22 protein-coding genes are annotated in these 20,882 nt (G+C 40.2%); 16 read left to right on the forward strand and 6 right to left on the reverse strand.

Going from position 1 to position 20,882, the window contains the following annotated elements:
- Positions 1-35: 35 nt before the first annotated feature.
- The 5 genes from U735_RS0102235 to hutH all read right to left on the reverse strand — a co-directional run bounded on the left by U735_RS0102235 (position 36) and on the right by hutH (position 8,595).
- Entirely contained in the window at positions 36-2,441 is a 2,406-nt protein-coding gene (locus tag U735_RS0102235; protein ID WP_031442270.1) for a tetratricopeptide repeat protein, read from the reverse strand.
- Between the two features lie 154 nt (positions 2,442-2,595).
- Positions 2,596-3,450, reverse strand: a complete 855-nt coding sequence (locus U735_RS0102240; protein ID WP_031442271.1) for a methyltransferase domain-containing protein — start codon at positions 3,448-3,450, stop codon at positions 2,596-2,598.
- A gap of 235 nt (positions 3,451-3,685) precedes the next feature.
- Positions 3,686-5,698 (reverse strand): urocanate hydratase, encoded by a 2,013-nt coding sequence (locus U735_RS0102245; RefSeq protein WP_031442272.1) that lies wholly within the window; start codon positions 5,696-5,698, stop codon positions 3,686-3,688.
- Between the two features lie 14 nt (positions 5,699-5,712).
- Positions 5,713-6,963 carry an imidazolonepropionase gene (gene hutI / locus U735_RS0102250; RefSeq protein WP_031442273.1) on the reverse strand — a complete coding sequence of 417 codons (1,251 nt, stop codon included), beginning with the start codon at positions 6,961-6,963 and terminating at the stop codon, positions 5,713-5,715.
- Between the two features lie 51 nt (positions 6,964-7,014).
- A complete protein-coding gene (hutH, locus tag U735_RS0102255; RefSeq protein WP_031442274.1) occupies positions 7,015-8,595 on the reverse strand; it encodes a histidine ammonia-lyase in 1,581 nt (526 codons plus the stop codon).
- Positions 8,596-8,673: 78 nt separating this feature from the next.
- Between hutH and U735_RS0102260 the strand changes: the two genes are divergently transcribed.
- Positions 8,674-9,567 carry a LysR family transcriptional regulator gene (locus U735_RS0102260; protein WP_031442275.1) on the forward strand — a complete coding sequence of 298 codons (894 nt, stop codon included), beginning with the start codon at positions 8,674-8,676 and terminating at the stop codon, positions 9,565-9,567.
- Between the two features lie 43 nt (positions 9,568-9,610).
- Positions 9,611-10,162 carry a nitroreductase family protein gene (locus U735_RS0102265; RefSeq protein ID WP_031442276.1) on the forward strand — a complete coding sequence of 184 codons (552 nt, stop codon included), beginning with the start codon at positions 9,611-9,613 and terminating at the stop codon, positions 10,160-10,162.
- Positions 10,163-10,171: 9 nt separating this feature from the next.
- On the opposite strand, the gene U735_RS0102270 is transcribed toward U735_RS0102265, so the two are convergent.
- Positions 10,172-10,687 carry a DUF456 domain-containing protein gene (locus tag U735_RS0102270; protein ID WP_031442277.1) on the reverse strand — a complete coding sequence of 172 codons (516 nt, stop codon included), beginning with the start codon at positions 10,685-10,687 and terminating at the stop codon, positions 10,172-10,174.
- 556 nt (positions 10,688-11,243) lie between these two features.
- On the opposite strand from U735_RS0102270, the gene U735_RS0102280 reads away from it, so the two are divergent.
- The 14 genes from U735_RS0102280 (at position 11,244) to U735_RS0102350 (ending at position 20,848) form a co-directional block, all read left to right on the forward strand.
- Positions 11,244-11,606, forward strand: a complete 363-nt coding sequence (locus tag U735_RS0102280) for a BlaI/MecI/CopY family transcriptional regulator (RefSeq protein ID WP_031442279.1) — start codon at positions 11,244-11,246, stop codon at positions 11,604-11,606.
- Complete coding sequence (locus U735_RS25875; protein ID WP_031442280.1) at positions 11,603-11,878, forward strand: hypothetical protein; 276 nt, start codon at positions 11,603-11,605, stop codon at positions 11,876-11,878. The genes U735_RS0102280 and U735_RS25875 overlap by 4 nt, the downstream gene beginning before the upstream one ends.
- 485 nt (positions 11,879-12,363) lie before the next feature.
- Complete coding sequence (locus U735_RS0102295) at positions 12,364-12,726, forward strand: BlaI/MecI/CopY family transcriptional regulator (RefSeq protein ID WP_031442281.1); 363 nt, start codon at positions 12,364-12,366, stop codon at positions 12,724-12,726.
- The gene (locus U735_RS24355) at positions 12,723-14,720 is read left to right on the forward strand and encodes a M56 family metallopeptidase (RefSeq protein ID WP_034247968.1); all 1,998 of its coding nucleotides are present in this window, start codon (positions 12,723-12,725) and stop codon (positions 14,718-14,720) included. Before U735_RS0102295 ends, U735_RS24355 begins: the two co-directional genes overlap by 4 nt.
- Positions 14,721-14,878: 158 nt before the next feature.
- Complete coding sequence (locus tag U735_RS0102305; RefSeq protein WP_031442283.1) at positions 14,879-15,355, forward strand: hypothetical protein; 477 nt, start codon at positions 14,879-14,881, stop codon at positions 15,353-15,355.
- Positions 15,356-15,387: 32 nt separating this feature from the next.
- Positions 15,388-15,942 (forward strand): crossover junction endodeoxyribonuclease RuvC, encoded by a 555-nt coding sequence (gene ruvC / locus U735_RS0102310; protein WP_031442284.1) that lies wholly within the window; start codon positions 15,388-15,390, stop codon positions 15,940-15,942.
- 137 nt (positions 15,943-16,079) lie between these two features.
- Positions 16,080-16,445, forward strand: coding sequence for a four helix bundle protein (locus U735_RS0102315; RefSeq protein ID WP_031442285.1), 366 nt, complete (start codon positions 16,080-16,082; stop codon positions 16,443-16,445).
- Positions 16,446-16,532: 87 nt separating this feature from the next.
- Complete coding sequence (gene hemW / locus U735_RS0102320; RefSeq protein ID WP_031442286.1) at positions 16,533-17,666, forward strand: radical SAM family heme chaperone HemW; 1,134 nt, start codon at positions 16,533-16,535, stop codon at positions 17,664-17,666.
- A 24-nt stretch (positions 17,667-17,690) separates the two neighbouring features.
- Positions 17,691-18,443: a cyclase family protein gene (locus U735_RS0102325; RefSeq protein ID WP_031442287.1), complete on the forward strand. Its 753-nt coding sequence runs from the start codon at positions 17,691-17,693 to the stop codon at positions 18,441-18,443.
- A gap of 8 nt (positions 18,444-18,451) precedes the next feature.
- Positions 18,452-18,811: a DUF4260 domain-containing protein gene (locus U735_RS0102330; RefSeq protein WP_031442288.1), complete on the forward strand. Its 360-nt coding sequence runs from the start codon at positions 18,452-18,454 to the stop codon at positions 18,809-18,811.
- The gene (locus U735_RS0102335; RefSeq protein ID WP_031442289.1) at positions 18,804-19,427 is read left to right on the forward strand and encodes a DUF4230 domain-containing protein; all 624 of its coding nucleotides are present in this window, start codon (positions 18,804-18,806) and stop codon (positions 19,425-19,427) included. Before U735_RS0102330 ends, U735_RS0102335 begins: the two co-directional genes overlap by 8 nt.
- A 110-nt stretch (positions 19,428-19,537) precedes the next feature.
- A complete protein-coding gene (locus U735_RS0102340) occupies positions 19,538-19,933 on the forward strand; it encodes a Dabb family protein (protein WP_031442290.1) in 396 nt (131 codons plus the stop codon).
- A 9-nt stretch (positions 19,934-19,942) separates the two neighbouring features.
- On the forward strand, positions 19,943-20,467 hold the full coding sequence (locus U735_RS0102345) for a GNAT family N-acetyltransferase (protein WP_051891837.1): 525 nt from the start codon (positions 19,943-19,945) through the stop codon (positions 20,465-20,467).
- Positions 20,468-20,488: 21 nt separating this feature from the next.
- A complete protein-coding gene (locus tag U735_RS0102350) occupies positions 20,489-20,848 on the forward strand; it encodes an MmcQ/YjbR family DNA-binding protein (protein ID WP_031442292.1) in 360 nt (119 codons plus the stop codon).
- Positions 20,849-20,882: the final 34 nt, after the last annotated feature.

Genomic DNA, 20,882 nt, shown 5'->3' on the forward strand with positions numbered 1-20,882 from the left:
TGCGATTCTTTTTTGTATTAGCTTTGATTTCTATTCTAAAAGTTCCTGGCCTGTTGTTCGGCGTAATTTAGATTGCCTTTGGCCAACTTGGAACCAGCGTCTAGTTTTAACGCTTCATTACATGCGGCTATTGCCTTCTGATATTTTTTGAGTTGGTTGAAGGAAGAACAAATGTTGTTATAAGCAATGGCATTGGGTATAATTGCGTTCGACTTCCTTGCTGCGGCTATACAGCTTTGATATTTTTCCTTTTTGTAAAATTCAAGACTAAGATTTATATAATAAGCAGATGCTTCCTTATCCGATAAACTTGAAGTAGCGTTGGCCAAATCTTTCTTTTTGTCCTCGGCATTTGCCAAATTGTTTTTCGCCAATTGATAGGACGGGTTCAATTCAAGTGCTTTTTGGTAGGCTTCAATGGCCTGGTCATAGTTCAAGAGATAAAAATGGCCTATACCTATATTGTTGTAGGCATCGGCGTATTCCGGATTTAATTCCACTGCTTTCCCTGCTACTCGGATACAATCTTCGTAGTTACCTTCATTAAAATATTGCAAACTCAAATTTAGGTATTTTTCTGGGCTGGGAGAATCGGAGACCTCTTCTTCCAAAACTGTCAATACTGATTTTTTGTTCAAGGCAATATCCAAATATTTTTTTGAAGTGTCATCTTTTGGCCAGTTGGCCAAAACTTCATTGCTAAAGCTTTTCATATTGTCCCAATCCTTAAGTTTATGATAGGATTTGAAGATATAGTCGTTTGTGTCAAGATAATTGGGAACACTTTGGTTTACGTGTTTAAATTGGTCTATAGCCTCATCAAATTTATTGTTTTGAAATAAATATCGACCATAGAAGTATTTGGTTTTATGGTTTGCATCATTAAGGGATAAGGATTTTTGGAAATATTTATCTGCACTTTCCTTATCCCCTATGGCATTTTTCAGGATACCCATATTAGTGTAAATACTGGAGTAATATGGAACATATTCCAAGGCATTGTTAAACGATATTTCGGCATTGCTATAATCGCCTTGGGCCATTAGAGCTAGGCCATAATTCATATGTCCGCGACCATTTTTTGGACTTTTTATGGTTACATCCTTCCAGAGACTAATTTCATCTTTCCATACTTTGTTTCGCTGGTGCACGCCATAGGCATTGGCGAACAGGAAAAAGATTATGAACAGGGATATTATGGACATACCTTTTTTTGAGGTGAATATTTTGGGAAAATATGTTTCGAGAAAATATTTGGAACCAAAAACAAAAGCTATAGTGAGTCCCATATATGGGATAAAGCTTCGGTGGTCATTAAGCACCTCTGCAAAGGGAAGTACGGAGGAAGAGGGTAGTAGAGAGATAAAGAACCAGAGTAGGCCAAAGGAAAATAATTTAGTTTCCCTCTTTTTCGATGTTTTTAACGCTAAGAAAATCAATGCCCCTATTCCAACAATGCCCAAAATGGCCCTGTAATCCATAATAGATTCAAAAGCTACCCAATCCGTATCTGCAGATAGGTTATAGGGAATAAAATAGGTTAGTATATAGTGGCACATGACCAGGGGCTGGGTAATCAAATAATTATAACGATCAACACCTCCGGGTGCAAAGGTATCCGGAAGCATGGAGAAATAGAATACCAAAAAGGCCACGGTAAGAATAAATGACGGGAACACTTTAACAAAGGAGCGGATACATTTTTTAAATTCCGTTGCCCGGTAGAACCGCAATAGATCTACGTCCTCTTCAAAAATTAAAAAATATAGGAACAGCAGCGGTGAAAACACCAAAGCCATTTCTTTGGAAAAGAAACCTATAAATGGGAAAATAAGATAAAGATGCCATTTCCTCCATTTCCCGCCACTCAAAAATGCAACAAACCCCAATAGCACATAGAAGCCGGCTACAATTTCCGATCGCTGAATAATATAGTTGACCGTTTCTGCATTGGCACATAATAAACCGAAAGCGGCAGCTATCAGGAGGCCCCAAAACTGGTTGTATTGGGAGAATTCCAACCTATCCAGTAGTTTTTTAACAAAAAGGCAAAGTGCGGCACAGGTTAAAATAAAGAATACAAAAATGTGGATATGAAATGCAAGTGGGTCCAGTCCACCTCCAAGTTTGTAGTCAATGGCATTTTCAAGAGTGGTGTAGGGCCGGTAGGACCTATTGCTGGGGAGTGTACTAAATGTTGTTACATCCTTAAAAAATGCCGTTGCGTTTACTTCGGTAATGGCCTTGTTCTCTTCTATGGTATGGCTATCGTCAAAATGAAAGCCATTTTGAAAATGATTGGAGTAAGCCGCAAGGAGCGTCAATAATAGAAAGATGCAAAGTAGTATAAATATCGGATTTCTAAAGGAGTTGTTGTTATCGCCAGTAAATCCGGTAAACTTGTTTATCGAGTTTTTAATTTTCAGTAATATTGCAATCATCGAGTTTGGTGATTTTATACTTCTTGGCGTTTTAACAGCTAGGAATCAAATGAATCTAAACTGCCCATTCGTAATAATTAACAAACTAAATTAACATTTTAACGATATTTGATTTTAAATGTTGTTTTGAAGAAACTACATTTTTTATGCTCAATTACCTTTTTCTAAATATAAAACAACGGGTGTCCGGGAAAATTTGTAAAAATGGAAACAAAAGAAACACTCCAATTTTAGTTGCTATTTTCGCCAGAGTTCCTTGTTGGTTATCCTGTTCTATCCTATCTGATATTTCAGATAAATTAATGGTTTTTAAAGGAAATGATTCAACTGCTTCAAAATTGTTGTCCAGGGCCAATTTAATCAAGGTTGGTTTGGTAAAGTAACTCAAATGTGGGCTGTGAAAATTAAATTGCCACATTCTATCCATTAAGGATTTTACCCCGAATAGATAAGCCATTTTGGAAATGAAATATATTAAACCACTTTGTTGAGGTAAATTAACGATCAATAGTCCTTCCGGATTAAGTAAACCGTAATTGGCTTCCATAATTCCCTTAAGATCGGGCAGGTGTTCCAAAACATCATTATAGGCAATAAAATCAAAATGTGATTCTTCTTGTAGATCTTGTGGAAAAAAACCATTCTTTACTTGCAAGCCTTCCTTTTGGTAGTGTTCATTGAAGCGGGTTTCCGGTTCAATGCCCAAGCAACTAATCCCATGGTCCCTGCAGACCTCCAAAAACCAACCATATCCCGGACCTACCTCGAGCCCCTTGGATTTAATTTCCTTGTTTTTCTTAATGGAGGCTATGATATGTTGGAAATTCTCTTTCCTTAAATTGATAAGTGCTTTTTCACGGGTTTCTTCATTTAAATCAGAAACCAAACTTTTGTTGAAAGTGGCATCGGGACAAAATTGAAAACCGCAATTAGTACATTGATGCACATTAAATTTAAGCTGGTATTTTAATTTGGTTTTGGGGTGGTTACAGATTGGACAGGGAATCATTATTTAAAAAACTAATTTATAGTATGTTTATTCCAACAAAAGGGGGAACAATCCTTAAAGCAATGTCTATTTATTTGGTTGAGGAACTGTTTAGTGAATAAAAATAGATGATTCCAAGTAATATTTAAAATTTTCGATATTTATTTTGCCCTAAACGTAGTGGCCGGTAGGATTTTGATTACGACTAAGGCTTGTGAGGCATATGTGGCTATCGAAAAAGAATTGAAATATATTTTTATGGAAACAAAATATCCAGTAATTCATCCTCAACTATATTTGGCAAGGTAACCTTTAATTCCGGTGTTCGGGCCATTTCCCGTTTTATTGCAAACAAGGCTTCTTTGTTTCTGGCCCAACTTCTTCTAGATATTCCATTATTTACATCATAAAACAACATGTTTTTTAGACGTTCAGCGGCATCGTCTGAACCATCCAACACTAAACCGAAACCACCGTTGATGACTTCTCCCCAACCTATACCTCCACCGTTGTGAATGGATACCCAAGTGGCGCCCCTAAAGCTATCTCCAATTACATTGTGGATGGCCATGTCTGCAGTATACTTGCTGCCATCATAAATATTGCTCGTTTCCCTAAAGGGCGAGTCTGTACCGCCCACGTCATGGTGATCCCGTCCCAAAACAATGGGTGCACTGATTTCTCCGGATTTAATGGCATTGTTGAAGGCCATAGCAATTTTGGCCCTTCCTTCAGCATCCGCATATAGGATGCGGGCCTGTGAGCCTACTACCATTTTGTTGGATAAAGCTTCCCTGATCCACTTTATATTGTCCTCTATTTGCTGTTGGATCTCAGAGGGTGCGTTAATCTTAATTTCTTCTAAAGTTTGGAGTGCAATATCATCCGTTTTTTGCAAATCCATTGGGTCTCCCGAGGTGCATACCCATCTAAAGGGTCCAAATCCATAATCAAAACACATTGGGCCTAAAATATCCTGAACGTAAGATGGATATCTAAATTCCAGACCATTTTCAGCCATTATTTGGGCTCCTGCTCTGGATGCCTCCAATAAAAAGGCATTGCCATAATCAAAAAAATAGGTGCCTTTGGCCGTATGTTTGTTAATAGCGGTTACCTGTCTTCTTAACGAAGCCTGTACTTTTTGTTTAAAAGCTTCTGGATTGGTCCTCATAAGCTGATTGGATTCTTCAAAAGAAAGGCCTACAGGATAATAGCCCCCTGACCATGGGTTGTGAAGGGAGGTCTGGTCGGAACCCAAATGGATGAATATATTTTCCTGGTAGAACTTTTCCCATACATCCACTATATTTCCAATATAGGCCAAGGAGACAACTTCCTTTTGTTGTATTGCCATTCTGGCCCGCTCTACCAATTGTTCCAAATCTTCCAAAAGCTCATCTACCCAGCCTTGTTGATGTCTTTTCTGAGCAGCAGCCTTGTTTACCTCTGCACATATGGTAATACAGCCGGCAATATTTCCCGCCTTGGGCTGGGCTCCACTCATACCCCCTAAGCCGGAAGTGAGAAATATTTTTCCTTTAGCGGATTCCTCTTTTTGTAGGACTTTTCTAAAGGCGTTCAAAACAGTAATCGTGGTGCCATGAACTATGCCTTGTGGCCCAATATACATATAGGATCCTGCCGTCATTTGTCCGTATTGGGTAACACCTAGGGCATTATACTTCTCCCAATCATCCTGTTTGGAATAGTTGGGAATCATCATCCCATTGGTGACCACCACTCTTGGAGCCTCTTTTGAAGAGGGAAATAGCCCCATGGGATGCCCTGAATATATGTGCAGGGTTTGTTCGTTGGTCATATTCGCCAGGTACTGCATGGTCAAAAGATACTGTGCCCAATTCTGAAATACGGCACCATTGCCCCCATAGGTTATTAGTTCTTCTGGATGTTGTGCTACCTGGGGGTCTAAATTGTTTTGTATCATCAGCATTATACTGGCCGCCTGTTTACTTTTTGCGGGATAATGATCAATTGGTCTTGCATATAGAGGGTAATCCGGCTTAAAGCGATACATATAGATTCTGCCCAAAGTATTTAATTCTTGGGCAAATTCTCTTCCAAGGATTTGGTGCCAATCGGATGGAAAATAGCGCAAGGCATTGCGTATGGCCAATTTTTTCTCATCTAAGGATAGTATATCCTTGCGTTTTGGGGCTCTATTTGCATTATTGGGATAGTCTTTTTTATTGGGCATTTCCTTTGGAATGCCTTGGAGTATTTGAGCTTTAAAATTTTCTTCCGTCATCGTTCGGGTCTTTTTTAGTTATTACCGACTACCAATTTTCCCTTTATGCATACAAGGGAAGGCAGCATCATACCTTGTTGATAAAGTATTTCTTTGTAATCGTTGGTTGGGAATGCAATAAGATCTGCCAATAATCCGGTTTTCAATGTACCGCGATCCTCTAAGTTTAAAGCTGCCGCAGCCCTAAATGTAATCCCAGCCAACACCTCGGTATTTGTGAGTTTCTCAAATGTTCCGAGTACGGCTGCCTGAACCAATAAATTACCCATTGGGGCGGAACCGGGATTCCAATCGCTGGCTATGGCCAAGGCTGCTCCTGCATCCAATAATCGGCGCGCCGGGGTATAGCTACATCCCAATCCCATAGAGGCACCGGGCAAGGCAGTTGCTACAGTATTGCTTTTGGCGAGTAGCTGAATTTCTTTTTCTGTACTTGCTTCCAAGTGATCGGCACTTACTGCCTTATATTTAACAGCAACATCACTACCTCCGGTTGAAAATTGGTCGGCATGTACAGTGATATCGAATCCCATGGCCTTCGCATTGTCAAAATATGCTGCGATTGAAACGGGAGAAAAGGCCCCTTCCTCCACGAAGGCATCAATTCTATTGGCTAACTTTTCTTTTTTTAAAATTGGAAATAGTAAAGTGCTTATTTCCAAAAGATAATCGGCTGGACTTCCCTGACAATCTTTGGGGACCATATGTGCCGCCAAACATGTGGGAATTAGGTGGGGATGACATTGTTTATCGGCTTGCGCAATGGCGCTTAACATTTTTAGTTCCTCTTCAACCGAAAGTCCGTAGCCGCTTTTTACTTCTATGGTGGTCACACCATGGGCCAAATGTCTGTCCGCTCTTTTTTTTACACCCTCTATCAAGGAGGATGTGGTGGCCTTTCTAGTCTCGGTAACCGTATCCCAAATTCCACCTCCAGCTTTGGCAATTTCGAGATAGGTTTTACCTGAATTGCGTAGGGCATAGTCTTTGGCCCTGCTTCCTCCAAAACAAATATGGGTATGGGCATCAATTAATCCGGGAAGGCATACCATGTTGGATTGGATAGGTATATTTTGCGCATTTAGGTGGTTTGCTTTTGTCTGAATTTCAGGATAAGATCCTATGGCGTGAATTATGTCATCCACCATAATAATACCCCCATTTTCCAATATCGGTAATTGCTCGTCAGATAGTGGGCCTTTTAGCGGTAGACCTGTCATCGTCAAGATTTGCTTAAAGGGGCCTATAAGGGTGTATTTTTTCATGTTTGTTCAATGTCTGAATTGTGCTTGGGGTACTTAATATTTTGCAATTGCCTAATATTTTTCAAATTCGGCTTCAAATGGACTTTCCATTTTAAGATTGTTGCGCTTCATAGTTTTTTGTACCGAATGTATTATGGTGCGGCCTTTGATCATTTCAATGCCTTTTTCAATATCATCGGAAAAAACCCTGTCCTTATCGGCAAAGGCTACTTTTTTGCGAATAGTTTTATGTACTTCATCCAGTAAGACGCCAGATTTCATGGGTTTTCTAAACTCAAAAGCCTGTGCTGCGGTCAGAAGTTCAATGGCCAATATTTTTTCTACATTTTCCAATACTTGAAGGGCTTTTCTACCGCTGATGGATCCCATACTTACATGGTCTTCCTGCCCTAGGGATGTAGGGATGCTATCGGCACTGGCAGGGAAGCACAAACCTTTGTTTTCACTGGCCAAAGCGGCAGTGGTGTATTGTAAGATCATATAGCCGGAATTGATTCCGGTATCCTTCATCAACAATTTAGGCACCCCGGGACTGTTGCCTTCCAGAGCCAAATAAATACGGCGGTCCGAGATATTTCCAAGCTCGGAAGCGGCCAAACATACATAGTCCAGTGCCATGGCCAATGGTTGTCCATGAAAATTGCCCCCACTTATCGTTAATTCCTCATTAATAATGATTGGGTTGTCCGTAACCGAGTTCAATTCTATCTCCAATAATTCTTTTAAATGCAGCCAAGCGTTTCTGGAGGCTCCATGTACTTGGGGAATACATCTTAGTGAATAGGGGTCTTGTACCCGTTCACAATCTATGTGGTCCTGCATAATTTCTGAATCTTCCAAAAGGAAACGGATTCTTGAAGCTACGTGACTATTGCCTTTAAAGGGGCGTAGCTCATGCAGTTCTTTATAAAAGGGTTTTACGCTACCCTGTAAACCTTCGATCATCATGGCCCCAATGATGTCCGCATGAGTAGTGCAGGCGTGCATTTTGTCTATGACCATTACGGCATGGGCAGCAATAAATTGGGTGCCGTTTATTAGGGCCAGTCCCTCTTTGGGACCCAATTCCAAGGGCTCAAGCTCATAAATTCTGTGGAGTTGGGCTGTGGTGATCGTTTTTCTTATGTATCTTACTTTTCCCAATCCAACTAGAGGTAAAAATAAATGGGATAGGGGGGCAAGGTCACCGGACGCCCCCACAGAACCTTGGGAGGGTACTATTGGAATAGCATCGTTATCTATATGCCATATTATTCGGTCCAGGGTGGCTTCTGCAATACCAGAAAAACCTTTGGCCAGGGAATGTGCCTTTAAAACGAGCATCAATTTGGCCATTTCCGTTTCTATTGGTGGTCCAACCCCCACACTATGACTTTGAAGTATATTGTTTTGTAATATTTTGGTTTCAGTTTTGGAAATTTTGGTGGTACACAAGGGACCGAATCCGGTATTGATTCCGTAAACAGGTTGCCCCATCTCTACAATACGTAAAACGGTTTGGTGGCTTTCACGAATTTTTTTTCTTGCTGGTTCAGAGATTTGCCCTATGATCGTTCCCCTTACAAGGCTCAAAGCCAGGCCTGCAGTAAGATGATCTTCCCCGAAAAAAAAGATTTTTTTTGAAGTAGCCATGGGATTATTTTTATCAATATAAATTTATTGATTATGTTTGATAATCACCAATACTATTAATGTACACACTTAATAACTATGGGTTATCAAATAGAACTCAGACATTTCAATTATTTTTTGGCAGTGGCCGAAGAGTTGCACTATAGAAAGGCAGCGGAAAAGCTTTGTATTTCCCAACCAGGATTAAGTCGACAAATTAAACAAATGGAAGAGATTCTGGAGGTAAAGCTTTTTGTCCGGACAAAGAAAAAGGTAAGCCTTACTGCAGCCGGGGAATATCTCAAAAGTGAAATAGAGTTTATCTTAAACCATTTGGAAGTCACCAAAAAGCAGTTGAGACATATTAGGGATGGCAATTTTGGGGAGGTCCGAATAGGGTTTTTGGGTTCGGCCATGCAGGAAGTGATACCTAACCTTCTGATCAAGTTAAAGGATAAATTCCCTGGCATCCAGACCAATTTGGAGGAATTGTCCAACAATGCCCAGGTCAATGCCATCTTGAAGGATAAATTGGATATGGGCTTTGTACGAACGGCCAGAGTGCCTGAAGGCCTAAATATTCAACCGGTATATACCGACACTTTTTCCGTGGTTTTGCCAGAATTATATCCTTTATTGACCAGGGAATTTACAGATGTAGGGCAATTGGCGGCGGAGAATTTTATTTTGTTCGCCCAGGATTATAGTCCGTTGTACTTTGACACGGTTATGAGCATATGTGAGGATTCGGGTTTTACTCCCAAGGTTTCCCATAAATCCGTGCATGCCCAGACCATTTTTAAGCTGGTGGAGAATAATTTGGGGATAGCTATCATACCCACTTCCTTGCAATATGGCTTTCAGATGAAGGTGAAATTTATTGAACTCAAGAACATTCCGCAAAGGGCAGTACTATCCGTTTGTTGGAAGGAAGACAATAGAAACCCGGCTTTGCGACATTGTATTAATTTATTGTTAAACGAATCTATATAGGGAATTTAAAAACCTTAGTTTGTAATATTTAAATTGAGAAAGTATGATTTTTGATATAATTAAGAGGCGTCGGTCTATTTTTCCTGCCCAATATAATGATGAACCTATAAGTAGGGAGAACATTGAAAAGGTATTGGAGGCTGCCAATTTTGCGCCTACCCATAAGAAAACGGAACCTTGGCGATTTAAAGTACTACAAGGGGAGGCCAAGGAAAAATTGGGCTTATTCCTGTCATTGAAATACATGGAAACGGACCCAAAGCCTAAGCAGTTCAAGGTGGAAAAGTTGATTCAGAATCCAAAAAAGGCTGCCGCAGTCATAGCCATTTGTATGCAACGTGATCTCCAAGAAAGTGTGCCGGAATGGGAAGAGGTGGCAGCAACGGCAATGGCGGTACAAAATATGTGGCTCTGTTGTACAGAGTTGGGTATAGGGAGCTATTGGAGTTCTCCTGGCCTGATTAAATATATGGGCGATTTTTTTGAGTTGAATACAGGCGAAGTATGTTTGGGCTTTTTCTATATGGGGTATACTGATGAAGAAATTCCAGTTGTCAGCAAAGGCCCATGGCAAGAAAAAGTTACATGGATGTAGAAATATGGATTAACTAAAGAAGGGAAATAAGTCTGACTTATATTCCCAAGCCTTATATATAAATAGGCCCAGATAAATTATGGTAACCATAAATTTCAGGAAGGTTCCGGTTAAAAAGCCTAAAAATGAACCAAAGGCGGCCTTTAGGGCCGTTTTTTGATCGGCCCTGTTGATCAGTTCCCCTACCAAAGCGCCCAAAAAAGGCCAGATTATGATTCCAAAAAATCCAAGAACTGGAAATATAAGGGCTACTATGAGTCCAATGGTAGTACCGATCATTCCCCACTTGCTTCCCCCGAATTTCTTGGTTCCCCAAACGGGAATAATGTAGTCCAGGGCAAAAACTAGTATGGCTACGGCCAAGGTAATACCCAAAAAAATCCAATCATCTGGAATGGCTTTGGTAAGATAGAGCAGTAGCAAGCCTACCCAGCTTATAGGTGTTCCCGGGAGTACTGGAAGAAAACTACCCAATACGCCGACGAACATTAAAATAAACCCGATAATCAATAACACAATATCCATAGGAATCTTTTGAATACTTAGTTTGACGAAGATATGAAGGATTTGTTACAGGGATGGGGAAAGGACTGGTACTAGTCACTTCGACATGAGGCAATTTCAGTGACGATCCAAACCTAAGTTGTCAATTGGAAATTATGTGCTTTTCCAAGGACTTGGGCTTACAATCCCTTCCGTCTCCTCGGCCGATAGCCGAGGATCCACCTTCCCTTATCCAAGGGAAGGAGCTTACGATGATTATACTTATGGTTTTATGTTACACAATGAAATGCTTAGAAAATGCTCCTTCCTCTAATCAGGGGAAGGTGGCTTCGACAAAGGAGAAGGCGGAAGGGGTGAGAAACGCAGACCATTCCGAGTAATGAAGAGAATGCTTCGTAGCCATACCTCGTCGCAGGCGCAAGAGTCACGCTCGTGCCTATTTAGAATTCAGATTAAAAAAATTCTAGTATGAGTTTGACGCTAGGGATAACTTCAAATCAACTTTTTAACTAAAAAATTAGTTTAAACTAAATATTTAGTTATATTTGTTATAGTGTTCAACTAAAAAGTTAGTTAAATGAAACAATTAACCAAGGCAGAGGAGGAAGTAATGCAGGTTCTATGGCAGTTGCAGAAATGTAATGTGGCCGCAATTATTGATGAACTTCCAGAACCCAAACCGGCGTACAATACAGTTTCCACTATTGTACGCATTTTGGAAAGTAAAGGATTCGTAGACCACGAACAAGAGGGTAGGGGGTATCTTTATTTTCCGTTGATCAAGAAATCGGATTACGGCAACCAGTCCATCAACAAATTGGTGGACGGTTATTTTCAGGGTTCTTTTAAGAGTATGGTCTCGTTCTTTATGAAAAAGAACGATATGAGCCTATCCGAATTGGAATCTATACTCAAGGACATTAAAAAAGAGAAGGAATGATACGGTTTATTTTAGAATGCATGGCATTCCAGCTATTATTTTTGATCGTTTACGATCTATTCCTTAAGCGGGAAACCTTTTTTCAGTGGAACAGGGTATACCTGATCGGGACATTTGTACTTTCCCTTTTGCTGCCTTGGATAAAGATAGAGGCTTTTAAGACCACTGTATCCTTTCGCTGGCGCGAGCGTCACGCTCGTGCCTACATGTGTTCAGTAGAGGAAGGCGGCAGTTCGAGTGCTACGCTCTTACTAGATTTAGGATTTTCCTAATCTAAGTTTTCTAATGGAAATTATGTTCTTTCCCAGGACTTGGAACCCCAATCCCTTCCGTCTCCTCGGCTGCTGGCCGAGTATCCACCTTCCCTTATCCAAGGGAAGGAGCCTATTGTTATTATTAAACTCAAAGTTTTATTGTCACACATTGCAATGCTAAAAAAATGCTCCTTCCCCTAATCAGGGGAAGGTGGCTTCGACAAAGGAGAAGGCGGAAGGGGTGAGAAACGCAGACCATTCCGTGTAAAGAAGAGAATGATGCCCAGCCATAGCTCCCACGCGTCATTTAGGATGACGCTTCATAAAAGAAAGAAAACTAATCTTACGTTTAATCCAATATTCCCCTCTTGAGAGGGGTTAGGGGTGTGTTTTCCTCTTTCTGGACCGCGCAATAATTTCAATTCAATTTTTTAACTAAAAAATTAGTTTAAACTAAATATTTAGTTATATTTGTTATAGTGTTCAACTAAAAAGTTAGTTAAATGAAACAATTGACCAAAGCGGAGGAGGAGGTAATGCAGGTATTATGGCAGTTGCAGAAATGCAACGTTGCCGCAATTATTGACGAATTGCCGGAGCCCAAACCTGCCTATAATACAGTTTCCACTATTGTACGTATTCTGGAGAGCAAGGGTTTTGTGGACCACGAACAGGAGGGAAGGGGTTATCTTTATTTTCCATTGATCAAGAAATCGGATTACGGCAATCAGTCCATCAACAAACTGGTGGACGGTTATTTTCAGGGTTCTTTTAAAAGTATGGTCTCTTTCTTTATGAAAAAGAACGATATGAGCCTATCGGAGTTGGAATCCATACTGAAGGAAATTAAAAAGGAGAAGGAATGATACGGTATATTTTAGAATGCATGGCATTCCAGCTATTGTTTTTGATCGTTTACGATCTGTTTCTTAAACGGGAGACCTTTTTTCAATGGAACAGGGTGTACCTGATCGGGACATTTGTACTTTCCCTTTTGCTGCCTTGGATAAAGATCGAGGCTTTTAGGACTTCAGTTTCTCCAGAATATTTTGTGTATCCAGAATATTTGTGGGGTATGGACATGTCAGAGGGAGTGGTTGTTGCTCGAGAAAACGATGCTTCTTTTGATTTTTCTGCGATCGAAATAATTTTTTACGGAGGAATGTTAATTGCAGCCTTGCTTTTTGTCTATAAGCTATATCAAATAGACCGACTAAAACGTCAAGGTGAAATCCGGTATTTTGAAAATTTTACCCGAGTGGTGGTACGGAACAGTGAAATGGCTTTTTCCTTTTTTAGGTCCATCTTTTTGGGCGACAAAGTATTGGAAAAGGACCATGAGAGTATCATTCAGCACGAGCTGGTGCATATAGAGCAGCGGCATAGCTGGGATCTGCTGCTTTTTGAACTGATGCGGATTGTAAGTTGGTTCAATCCCTTGGTCTACGTTTATCAAAATAGGGTTTCCGAATTGCACGAGTTCATCGCCGATGCAAGAGTGGCCAAGACCCATAAGTCTGAACAGTATCAGTTGCTGTTGTCACAGGTCTTTCAGACCCAACATATTTCTTTTATCAATCAATTTTTTAAATCATCATTAATCAAAAAACGAATCGTCATGTTACAAAAATCAAAATCAAAAAGAGTTTGGCAACTTAAGTATTTATTGTTGGTGCCATTGGTAGTAGGGATGCTGTTATATACTTCCCTGGAGGCCCAAGAAAATGGCATTTCTGGCGAAGAACAATCTACTGGCGAAGAACAGTTAGAAAAAGAAAACCAATTGCCTCAACTTAGTAATCCTAATCAAGACGTCGTTGACGTTCCCTTTGCAGAAGTGGAGAAGGTGCCCGTTTTTCCCGGTTGTGAAGACGCAGATAACGAAAGGGATTGTTTTCAACAACAAATCCAGAAACATATTGGTAAGAATTTTAATTATCCCCAAGAGGCCATAGAAAAGGGAATTGAAGGCCGGGTCAACATCATGTTTGTTATTCAAAAAGATGGAAGTATTGGAAATGTAAGGATGCGCTCCCCAGATAAGATTTTGGAAGCGGAAGCAGCCCGTATCATTTCCTTGCTTCCGAAAATGGCCCCAGGGGAACACAAGGGGAAAAAAGTGAGGGTTGCTTATTCTATTCCGATCACATTTAAGTTGGAGGGAAAAGAGGAATTTGGTACAAGGAAGAATGATGATGGAACAGTAGATATAGCCTTCGCCATAATAGATAAAGTCCCGGTTTTTCCTGGTTGTGAGGATGCAGAAAATAAAAGGGATTGTTTTAATGCCAGTTTGCAGAAACACATTAGCAAAAATTTCAGGTATCCCAAAGAAGCCCAAGAAAAGCGTATTGAGGGGCGGGTAAATTTGTTGTTCATTATTCAAGAAGATGGAAGCATAGGAAATCTTCGTATGCGCGGACCTGATAAGATTTTGGAAGATGAGGCAGCCCGTATTATTTCTTTGTTGCCGCAAATGATACCTGGGGAACACCGTGGTGAAAAAGTACGGGTGCCTTTTTCGATTCCGATTACATTCAGGCTTCAGGGCCCAGAAGAAAATGGTTCATCACAATCGCCAGAATTAACGTCAGTTGCGAATACAATGTCTGTTATGGCATATGTTAAAAAGGTTGATGGTAAGGAATATCTTCGATGTATGGTTACGGATGGAACCAAAGGGTTGCCCGGAGTTGATGTTTCCATACAAGGAAAAAATGAGGTTGTGGTTACCGACTTTGATGGGCTAATTGAGATTGAAGCCCAAAAAGGGGATGTCTTAACTTTTAAGTACAAAGGATTGCCCACTACTATGCTTGTCGTTACGGACCAACAGAAATACCATATTACCAATAAGTAAACACTACTATTTCTTTCCAAGAGGTGACCATTGTACTATTCCGAAGTTTATTTCATGAAAATTGTAGGCCATAGGATAAGACTATTGAGGAGGAAATTGACAGCTACAGCCCTTAAATTGATCAAAAAATTGTAATTTCCGCCCAGAATCTGGCATACATGAGGAAAGTTGCGGTTTTGGCTTGTTTTTGTCTTTTTACCTCTTGCGACTGGTTTACTTCCAAAGAAGAAAAAACCCAAGAATTGGTAAACGAGGAAATGCGCAATATAAATTTTAATGAGGTTGATAAGTACCCCTTATTTGACAACTGCGATGAAATGTTGGACAAGACGGGGCAGTTGGATTGTTTTCAAAATACACTATTGGAACAATATACTGCGACTTTGGAGGATTTTGAATTTCAATTTGTGTCCGATATCAACACCTCTATATACGTGGATTTTTTGGTGGACTACAAAGGGGAAATTTCGGTATTGGAAGTGCAGCGCAACCAGGATATTGAAAATCAGATCCCCGAATTTCGTAGCATCATCACTCAAAGCCTAAAAGGCCTGCCTCCATTATCGCCTGCCTTAAAACGAGGGGTGCCGGTATCCTCAAAATTTAGGATTCCCATTATAGTGAATTCCAACTGAAATATAAATCTAGAATCTAAACAATTCCTTCCTTGGCAAATGAAAAGATAATATTGGGTATCGATCCTGGAACCACCATTATGGGTTTTGGCATAATTAAGGTGGTGAATAAGAAAATGGAGTTTCTTCAGATGAACGAACTCCTGCTTCAAAAATACGATGACCCCTATACCAAGCTAAAACTTATTTTTGAACGCACCATAGAGCTTATCGATACTTACCACCCGGACGAAATTGCTATTGAGGCCCCTTTTTTTGGAAAGAATGTGCAATCCATGCTCAAGTTGGGCAGGGCCCAGGGCGTGGCCATGGCTGCAGGCCTATCGCGCCAAATTCCCATCACGGAATACCTCCCAAAAAAGATTAAAATGGCCATTACAGGAAACGGTAACGCCAGTAAGGAACAGGTGGCCAAAATGCTGCAAAGCGTGTTGGGATTAAAGTCGCTCCCTAAAAACCTGGACAGTACCGATGGTCTTGCCGCTGCAGTCTGTCATTTTTATAACGAAGGCCGAATAGAAGTAGGCAAAAGCTATAGTGGCTGGGATGCTTTTGTGAAACAGAACGATGGTAGGGTGAAGAAGTGAAGATTGGCGGTTATATAGTGAACAGTAATCAGTAAAAAGTAAACAGTTTGGTTTGAGCCAAATGGGACTTGGATCAGATTTATATACCAATTCTTTAAAAAACATAATTTAGATCTATTGAACAGCAATCAGTAACTATGAGATTTCAGGACTTATTGGCTTATAAAAAATCTTTTACTTTGGCGATGAGGATTTTTGAGATTTCCAAATCCTTTCCTAAGGAAGAAAGATATTCTTTGACCGATCAGATAAGAAGATCCTCCAGAAGTGTTTCGGCAAATATTGCCGAATCTTATGCTAAGCGTCTTTATCCAAAATATTTCATTAATAAATTAACAGATAGTGATGCCGAGAATCTAGAAACTCAAGTATGGTTAGAGTATGCGAAGGAGTGCCAATATATTGATAAGAAAATATTCGATGAGTTGATTGGCGAAAGCAAGGAAATAGGTAAGCTAATTTATTACATGATTAATAACCCTGACAAGTTTGGTTCCAAATAGATATTTTTACTAACCACTAACCACTAACCACTGACCACTGACCACTGACCACTGACCACTGACCACTGTTTACTGATTACTGAAAAAATGAGCGGCATTTACATCCATATCCCTTTCTGCAAGCAGGCCTGTCACTATTGCGATTTTCATTTTTCCACCAATATGGGGAAGAAGGAGGCCATGGTACTGGCATTGATCAAGGAATTGGAACTTAGGAAGGATGAGTTTAAGGAGGAGGAGGTGCAAACAATTTACTTTGGGGGTGGAACTCCATCGGTTTTGAACACAGCAGAAATCAACCAGATAATTGGGTCGGTTTATAGTAATTATACTGTGGTAAGTGCACCCGAGATCACTTTGGAGGCCAACCCCGATGATCTGTCCGAAGAAAAGATAGAAGAATTGGCCAAATCACCAATCAATAGGTTAAGTATCGGAATCCAATCTTTTTTTGAGGAGGATTTAAAGATGATGAACAGGGCGCATAATTCCATGGAAGCGGAAGACTGCATCGTACTGGCCAAGAATTATTTTGATAATATTTCCATCGATCTTATATATGGTATTCCCGGGATGACCAATGAACGATGGGTTGCCAATATAGAAAAGGCATTGGCCTTCGGGGTGCCCCATATTTCCAGTTACGCCCTTACTGTGGAGCCCAAAACGGCCTTAAAATCGTTTATAGAAAAAGGGCTTATCCCTCCTGTGGATGATGAATTGGCTGAGGTACATTTTCATATTCTGGTACGTAAATTGGAAGCTGCAGGCTTTATTAACTACGAAATTTCCAATTTTGGAAAACCAGGTTACTTTTCCCGGAACAACACGGCCTATTGGCAGGGGAAAAAATACTTGGGCATTGGTCCCTCCGCCCATTCCTATGACGGAATTAGAAGGGGCTGGAATGTAAACAATAATACCAAGTACCTAAAAGCGATTTCTCAAAATGAATTGCCTATGGAAGCAGAGGTGCTGTCCAAAACCGATCGTTACAACGAATATATTATGACCGGGTTACGAACTATATGGGGAGTTTCCTTGGAGAGGATAAAAGAGGAATTTGGCGGGGAATTCCATTCGTATTTATTGAGGCAGGCCAGTAAAAAAATCGAAGATGGCCTGCTTTATATGGAAAAAGAACACTTATTCGTCTCCCCTAAAGGTAAATTTTTGAGTGATGGGATTGCTGCCGATTTATTTTTGGTTAACTTGTCCTGAGCACGATTAAGAAGTTCAACATACATGAAAACCATAATAAAACACAACACTAAAAACTACACCATAGATTTATCCCAACCCTTGGATATTTCCATACCTATAACCGGAAAGAGTACCAATGTAAATGCATGGTATGTGGACCCACCAAAAATTGAACCCCATACCGAAGGGGAATTTATTGGCAAGGTCACAGAAGGGGCTTCGACCAATTTTAACGATATCAATTTTAATCCTCATGCCCATGGTACCCATACCGAATGCATTGGTCATATAACGGAAGAGTTTTATTCCGTTAATAAAAGTCTTTCCAAATTCTTTTTTATGACCGAGGTGATTACCATAGCTCCGGAAAAAATAAATGGCGATTTTGTAATCTCCAAAAAGCAATTACAGTATGCCTTGGGCAATAAAAATAGGGAGGCAGTGGTCATTAGGACCATCCCAAACCTAAGGGACAAAATGACCAGGCAATACGCCAATACAAATCCCCCATATTTATTGGAATCGGCAGCACAATTGCTGGTGGACAAGGGTGTGGAGCATTTGCTGATAGATCTTCCTTCCGTGGATAAGGAAAAGGATGAAGGAGCTCTTTTGGCCCATAAGACCTTTTGGAATTTCGATGGAAAACGTCGACTACAGGCTACTATAACAGAGTTTGTTTTTGTAGCGAATACCATAAAGGATGGGAAGTATTTTTTAAACCTTCAACTGGCTGCCTTCGAAAATGATGCCAGTCCCAGTAGACCGGTTCTATATTTAGTAGAGGAATCATAAACGGTGCTATGCGGTTACTTATAAGAGCTGAGGAGTTATTAATGTTCTGTTTGGGATTATATCTCTTTAGTTTGTTGGATTATAGCTGGTGGTGGTTTGTTGGGCTAATTTTGGCACCAGATATTGGAATGCTTGGCTACCTTATGGGGAATAAGGTTGGTGCCATTGGGTACAATCTGTTCCATCATAAAGGCTTGGCCATAGCGATTTATTTCCTCGGGATTTATCTTTCATTACCTTTGTGTCAGTTAATAGGAATCATCCTATTTTCACATGCTTCCATGGATAGAATATTTGGATATGGACTTAAATATAACAAGGGGTTTAAATACACCCATTTAGGAGAAATAGGTAAGGCAAATGAGTGATATATTGGAACTTTTTTTGGGTCTTATTCTCGGGGCCATTGCAATGTACTGGGTGTTTTCTTTTTTTCGAAAAAAAAGGAGCAAAGAGCTTACGGAACATCAGTCGGCCATACTGTTGGATAAGATAAAAAGCGTTTGTAAATTAATAACGGTGGAAGGTGATTTTGCCGAGATTTATCGATACGAAAACACCAAGGAGCGTTTTCTAAGTTTGGTAAGTAGCAAAAAGAAGGCCTTGATCATCATCAATGCCAAGGCGCATATTGGTTTTGATCTAAAAAAGTTGCAAATGTATGCCGATAACGATAAGAAAAGAATTATCCTTACCAATTTTCCGCAACCTGAAATTTTATCAATTTCCCCGGAACTACAGTTTTACGATATACAAAACGGACTATTCAACACTTTTACTCCAACAGATCTTACCTCCTTGAATATGGAGGCAAAGCAACATATTAGGGATAAAATTCCTCAAAGTGGTTTAATGGATACCGCCAATAAGGAAGCTCTTGAAGCTGTACTTTTAATTGAAAAAATTGTAGAGACCATAGGATGGAAATTGGACTATTCCGCCTTGGAAATGAACAATCGAAAGAAGCAGATCATGGAGAAGTAATATCCTTTTTCCAATGCTCCCAAATTGGAACCAATTTTTTTTATTTTAGCGGGATGTTGGGTAATCTCTATAAAGCATACTTTTGTGTAATTTCCAAAACAAAATATATAATGAAAACTTTATTTTATACTGTATTATTTTTAACGATGACCGTAACAAGTTATGGTCAAAACAAAGAAGATATGAAGAACTTTGATTCCAATTTTGTACACACCGTTTTTTTCTGGTTGAAGAATCCTGATAATGTTGAGGATAGGAAGGCTTTTGAGACATCCATCTTGAAATTTATGCGGGATTCCAAATATGCCAAGACCAACTTTGTGGGCGTGCCGCCAAAGGCCACCCGCGATGTTGTAGATGGTTCCTTTACCTATTCTCTGGTAGTTTCTTTTGAATCTGCCGAGGCACAGGCAAAGTATCAGACTGAGGAAGCCCATAACCTTTTTGTTGCGGAATCCAGCAATTTATGGACCAAGGTAATAGTGTACGACTCCCAAGGGATTTAGACATATTTTATGGTGACTTACAGGCAAGCCAATGCCGGTGATTATTTGGAAATTGCCAAATTGCATGTAAAAAGTTGGCAACAAAATTACAGGGGTGATTTTAGTGATCATTTTCTGGATACCGAGGCTACCGCTGAGCGTGAAGGTGTTTGGCAGAATAGGTTAAATAATCCAATGCCTAACCAATTTTGCTGGGTAGCGGAGCTGGAAGGGGAAATTTGTGGTTTTGCCTGCGCCTTTCTTGGGGATGATGCCAAATACGGCACATTATTGGACAATTTGCATGTGTTGGGTACAACCAAGGGAAAAGGAATTGGCAGACAATTGATGAGGTTGGTGGCCCAGGAGGTACTAAAGAATGATCCGGGTGGAAAATTGTATTTATGGGTGCTAAAGAACAATACCAGTGCTATGGCCTTTTATGGGCGTTTGGGAGGAGCTAATTGTGAAACCGTGGTAGGAAACGATATTGGCGATCAGCAAGTGCTTAAATGCAGAATAGTATGGGATAGTTTAAAGGAGCTGGCCCACTAGTGATTCAACATAAGTGACGCTATGAATATAGAGGAATTTAGGGAGCATTGTATTCTTAAAAATGGGGTTACGGAAGAATTTCCCTTCGATGCCGGCACCTTGGTGTTCAAGGTAATGGGAAAAATGTTTGCCCTGGTGCCTCTGGAGCGTATTCCGTCCCAGGCCAATTTAAAATGCGATCCGGAAAGGGCCATAGAATTGCGGGAGACATACGATGGAAAAATAACTGCTGGGTACCATATGAGCAAAGTACATTGGAATACCCTTTATCTTGAGACTTTGTCACCCTCTTTGGTCCGGGAATTGATAGACCATTCCTATGAACTGGTAGTTGCCGGTCTAACAAAAAAGTTACAGGCCCAACTTAAGGCCTTGGATTAACTACATTTGCATAAATTACATTTCAAATTCCTAA

Source organism: Arenibacter algicola, assembly GCF_000733925.1.
Classification (GTDB): Bacteria; Bacteroidota; Bacteroidia; order Flavobacteriales; family Flavobacteriaceae; genus Arenibacter; species Arenibacter algicola.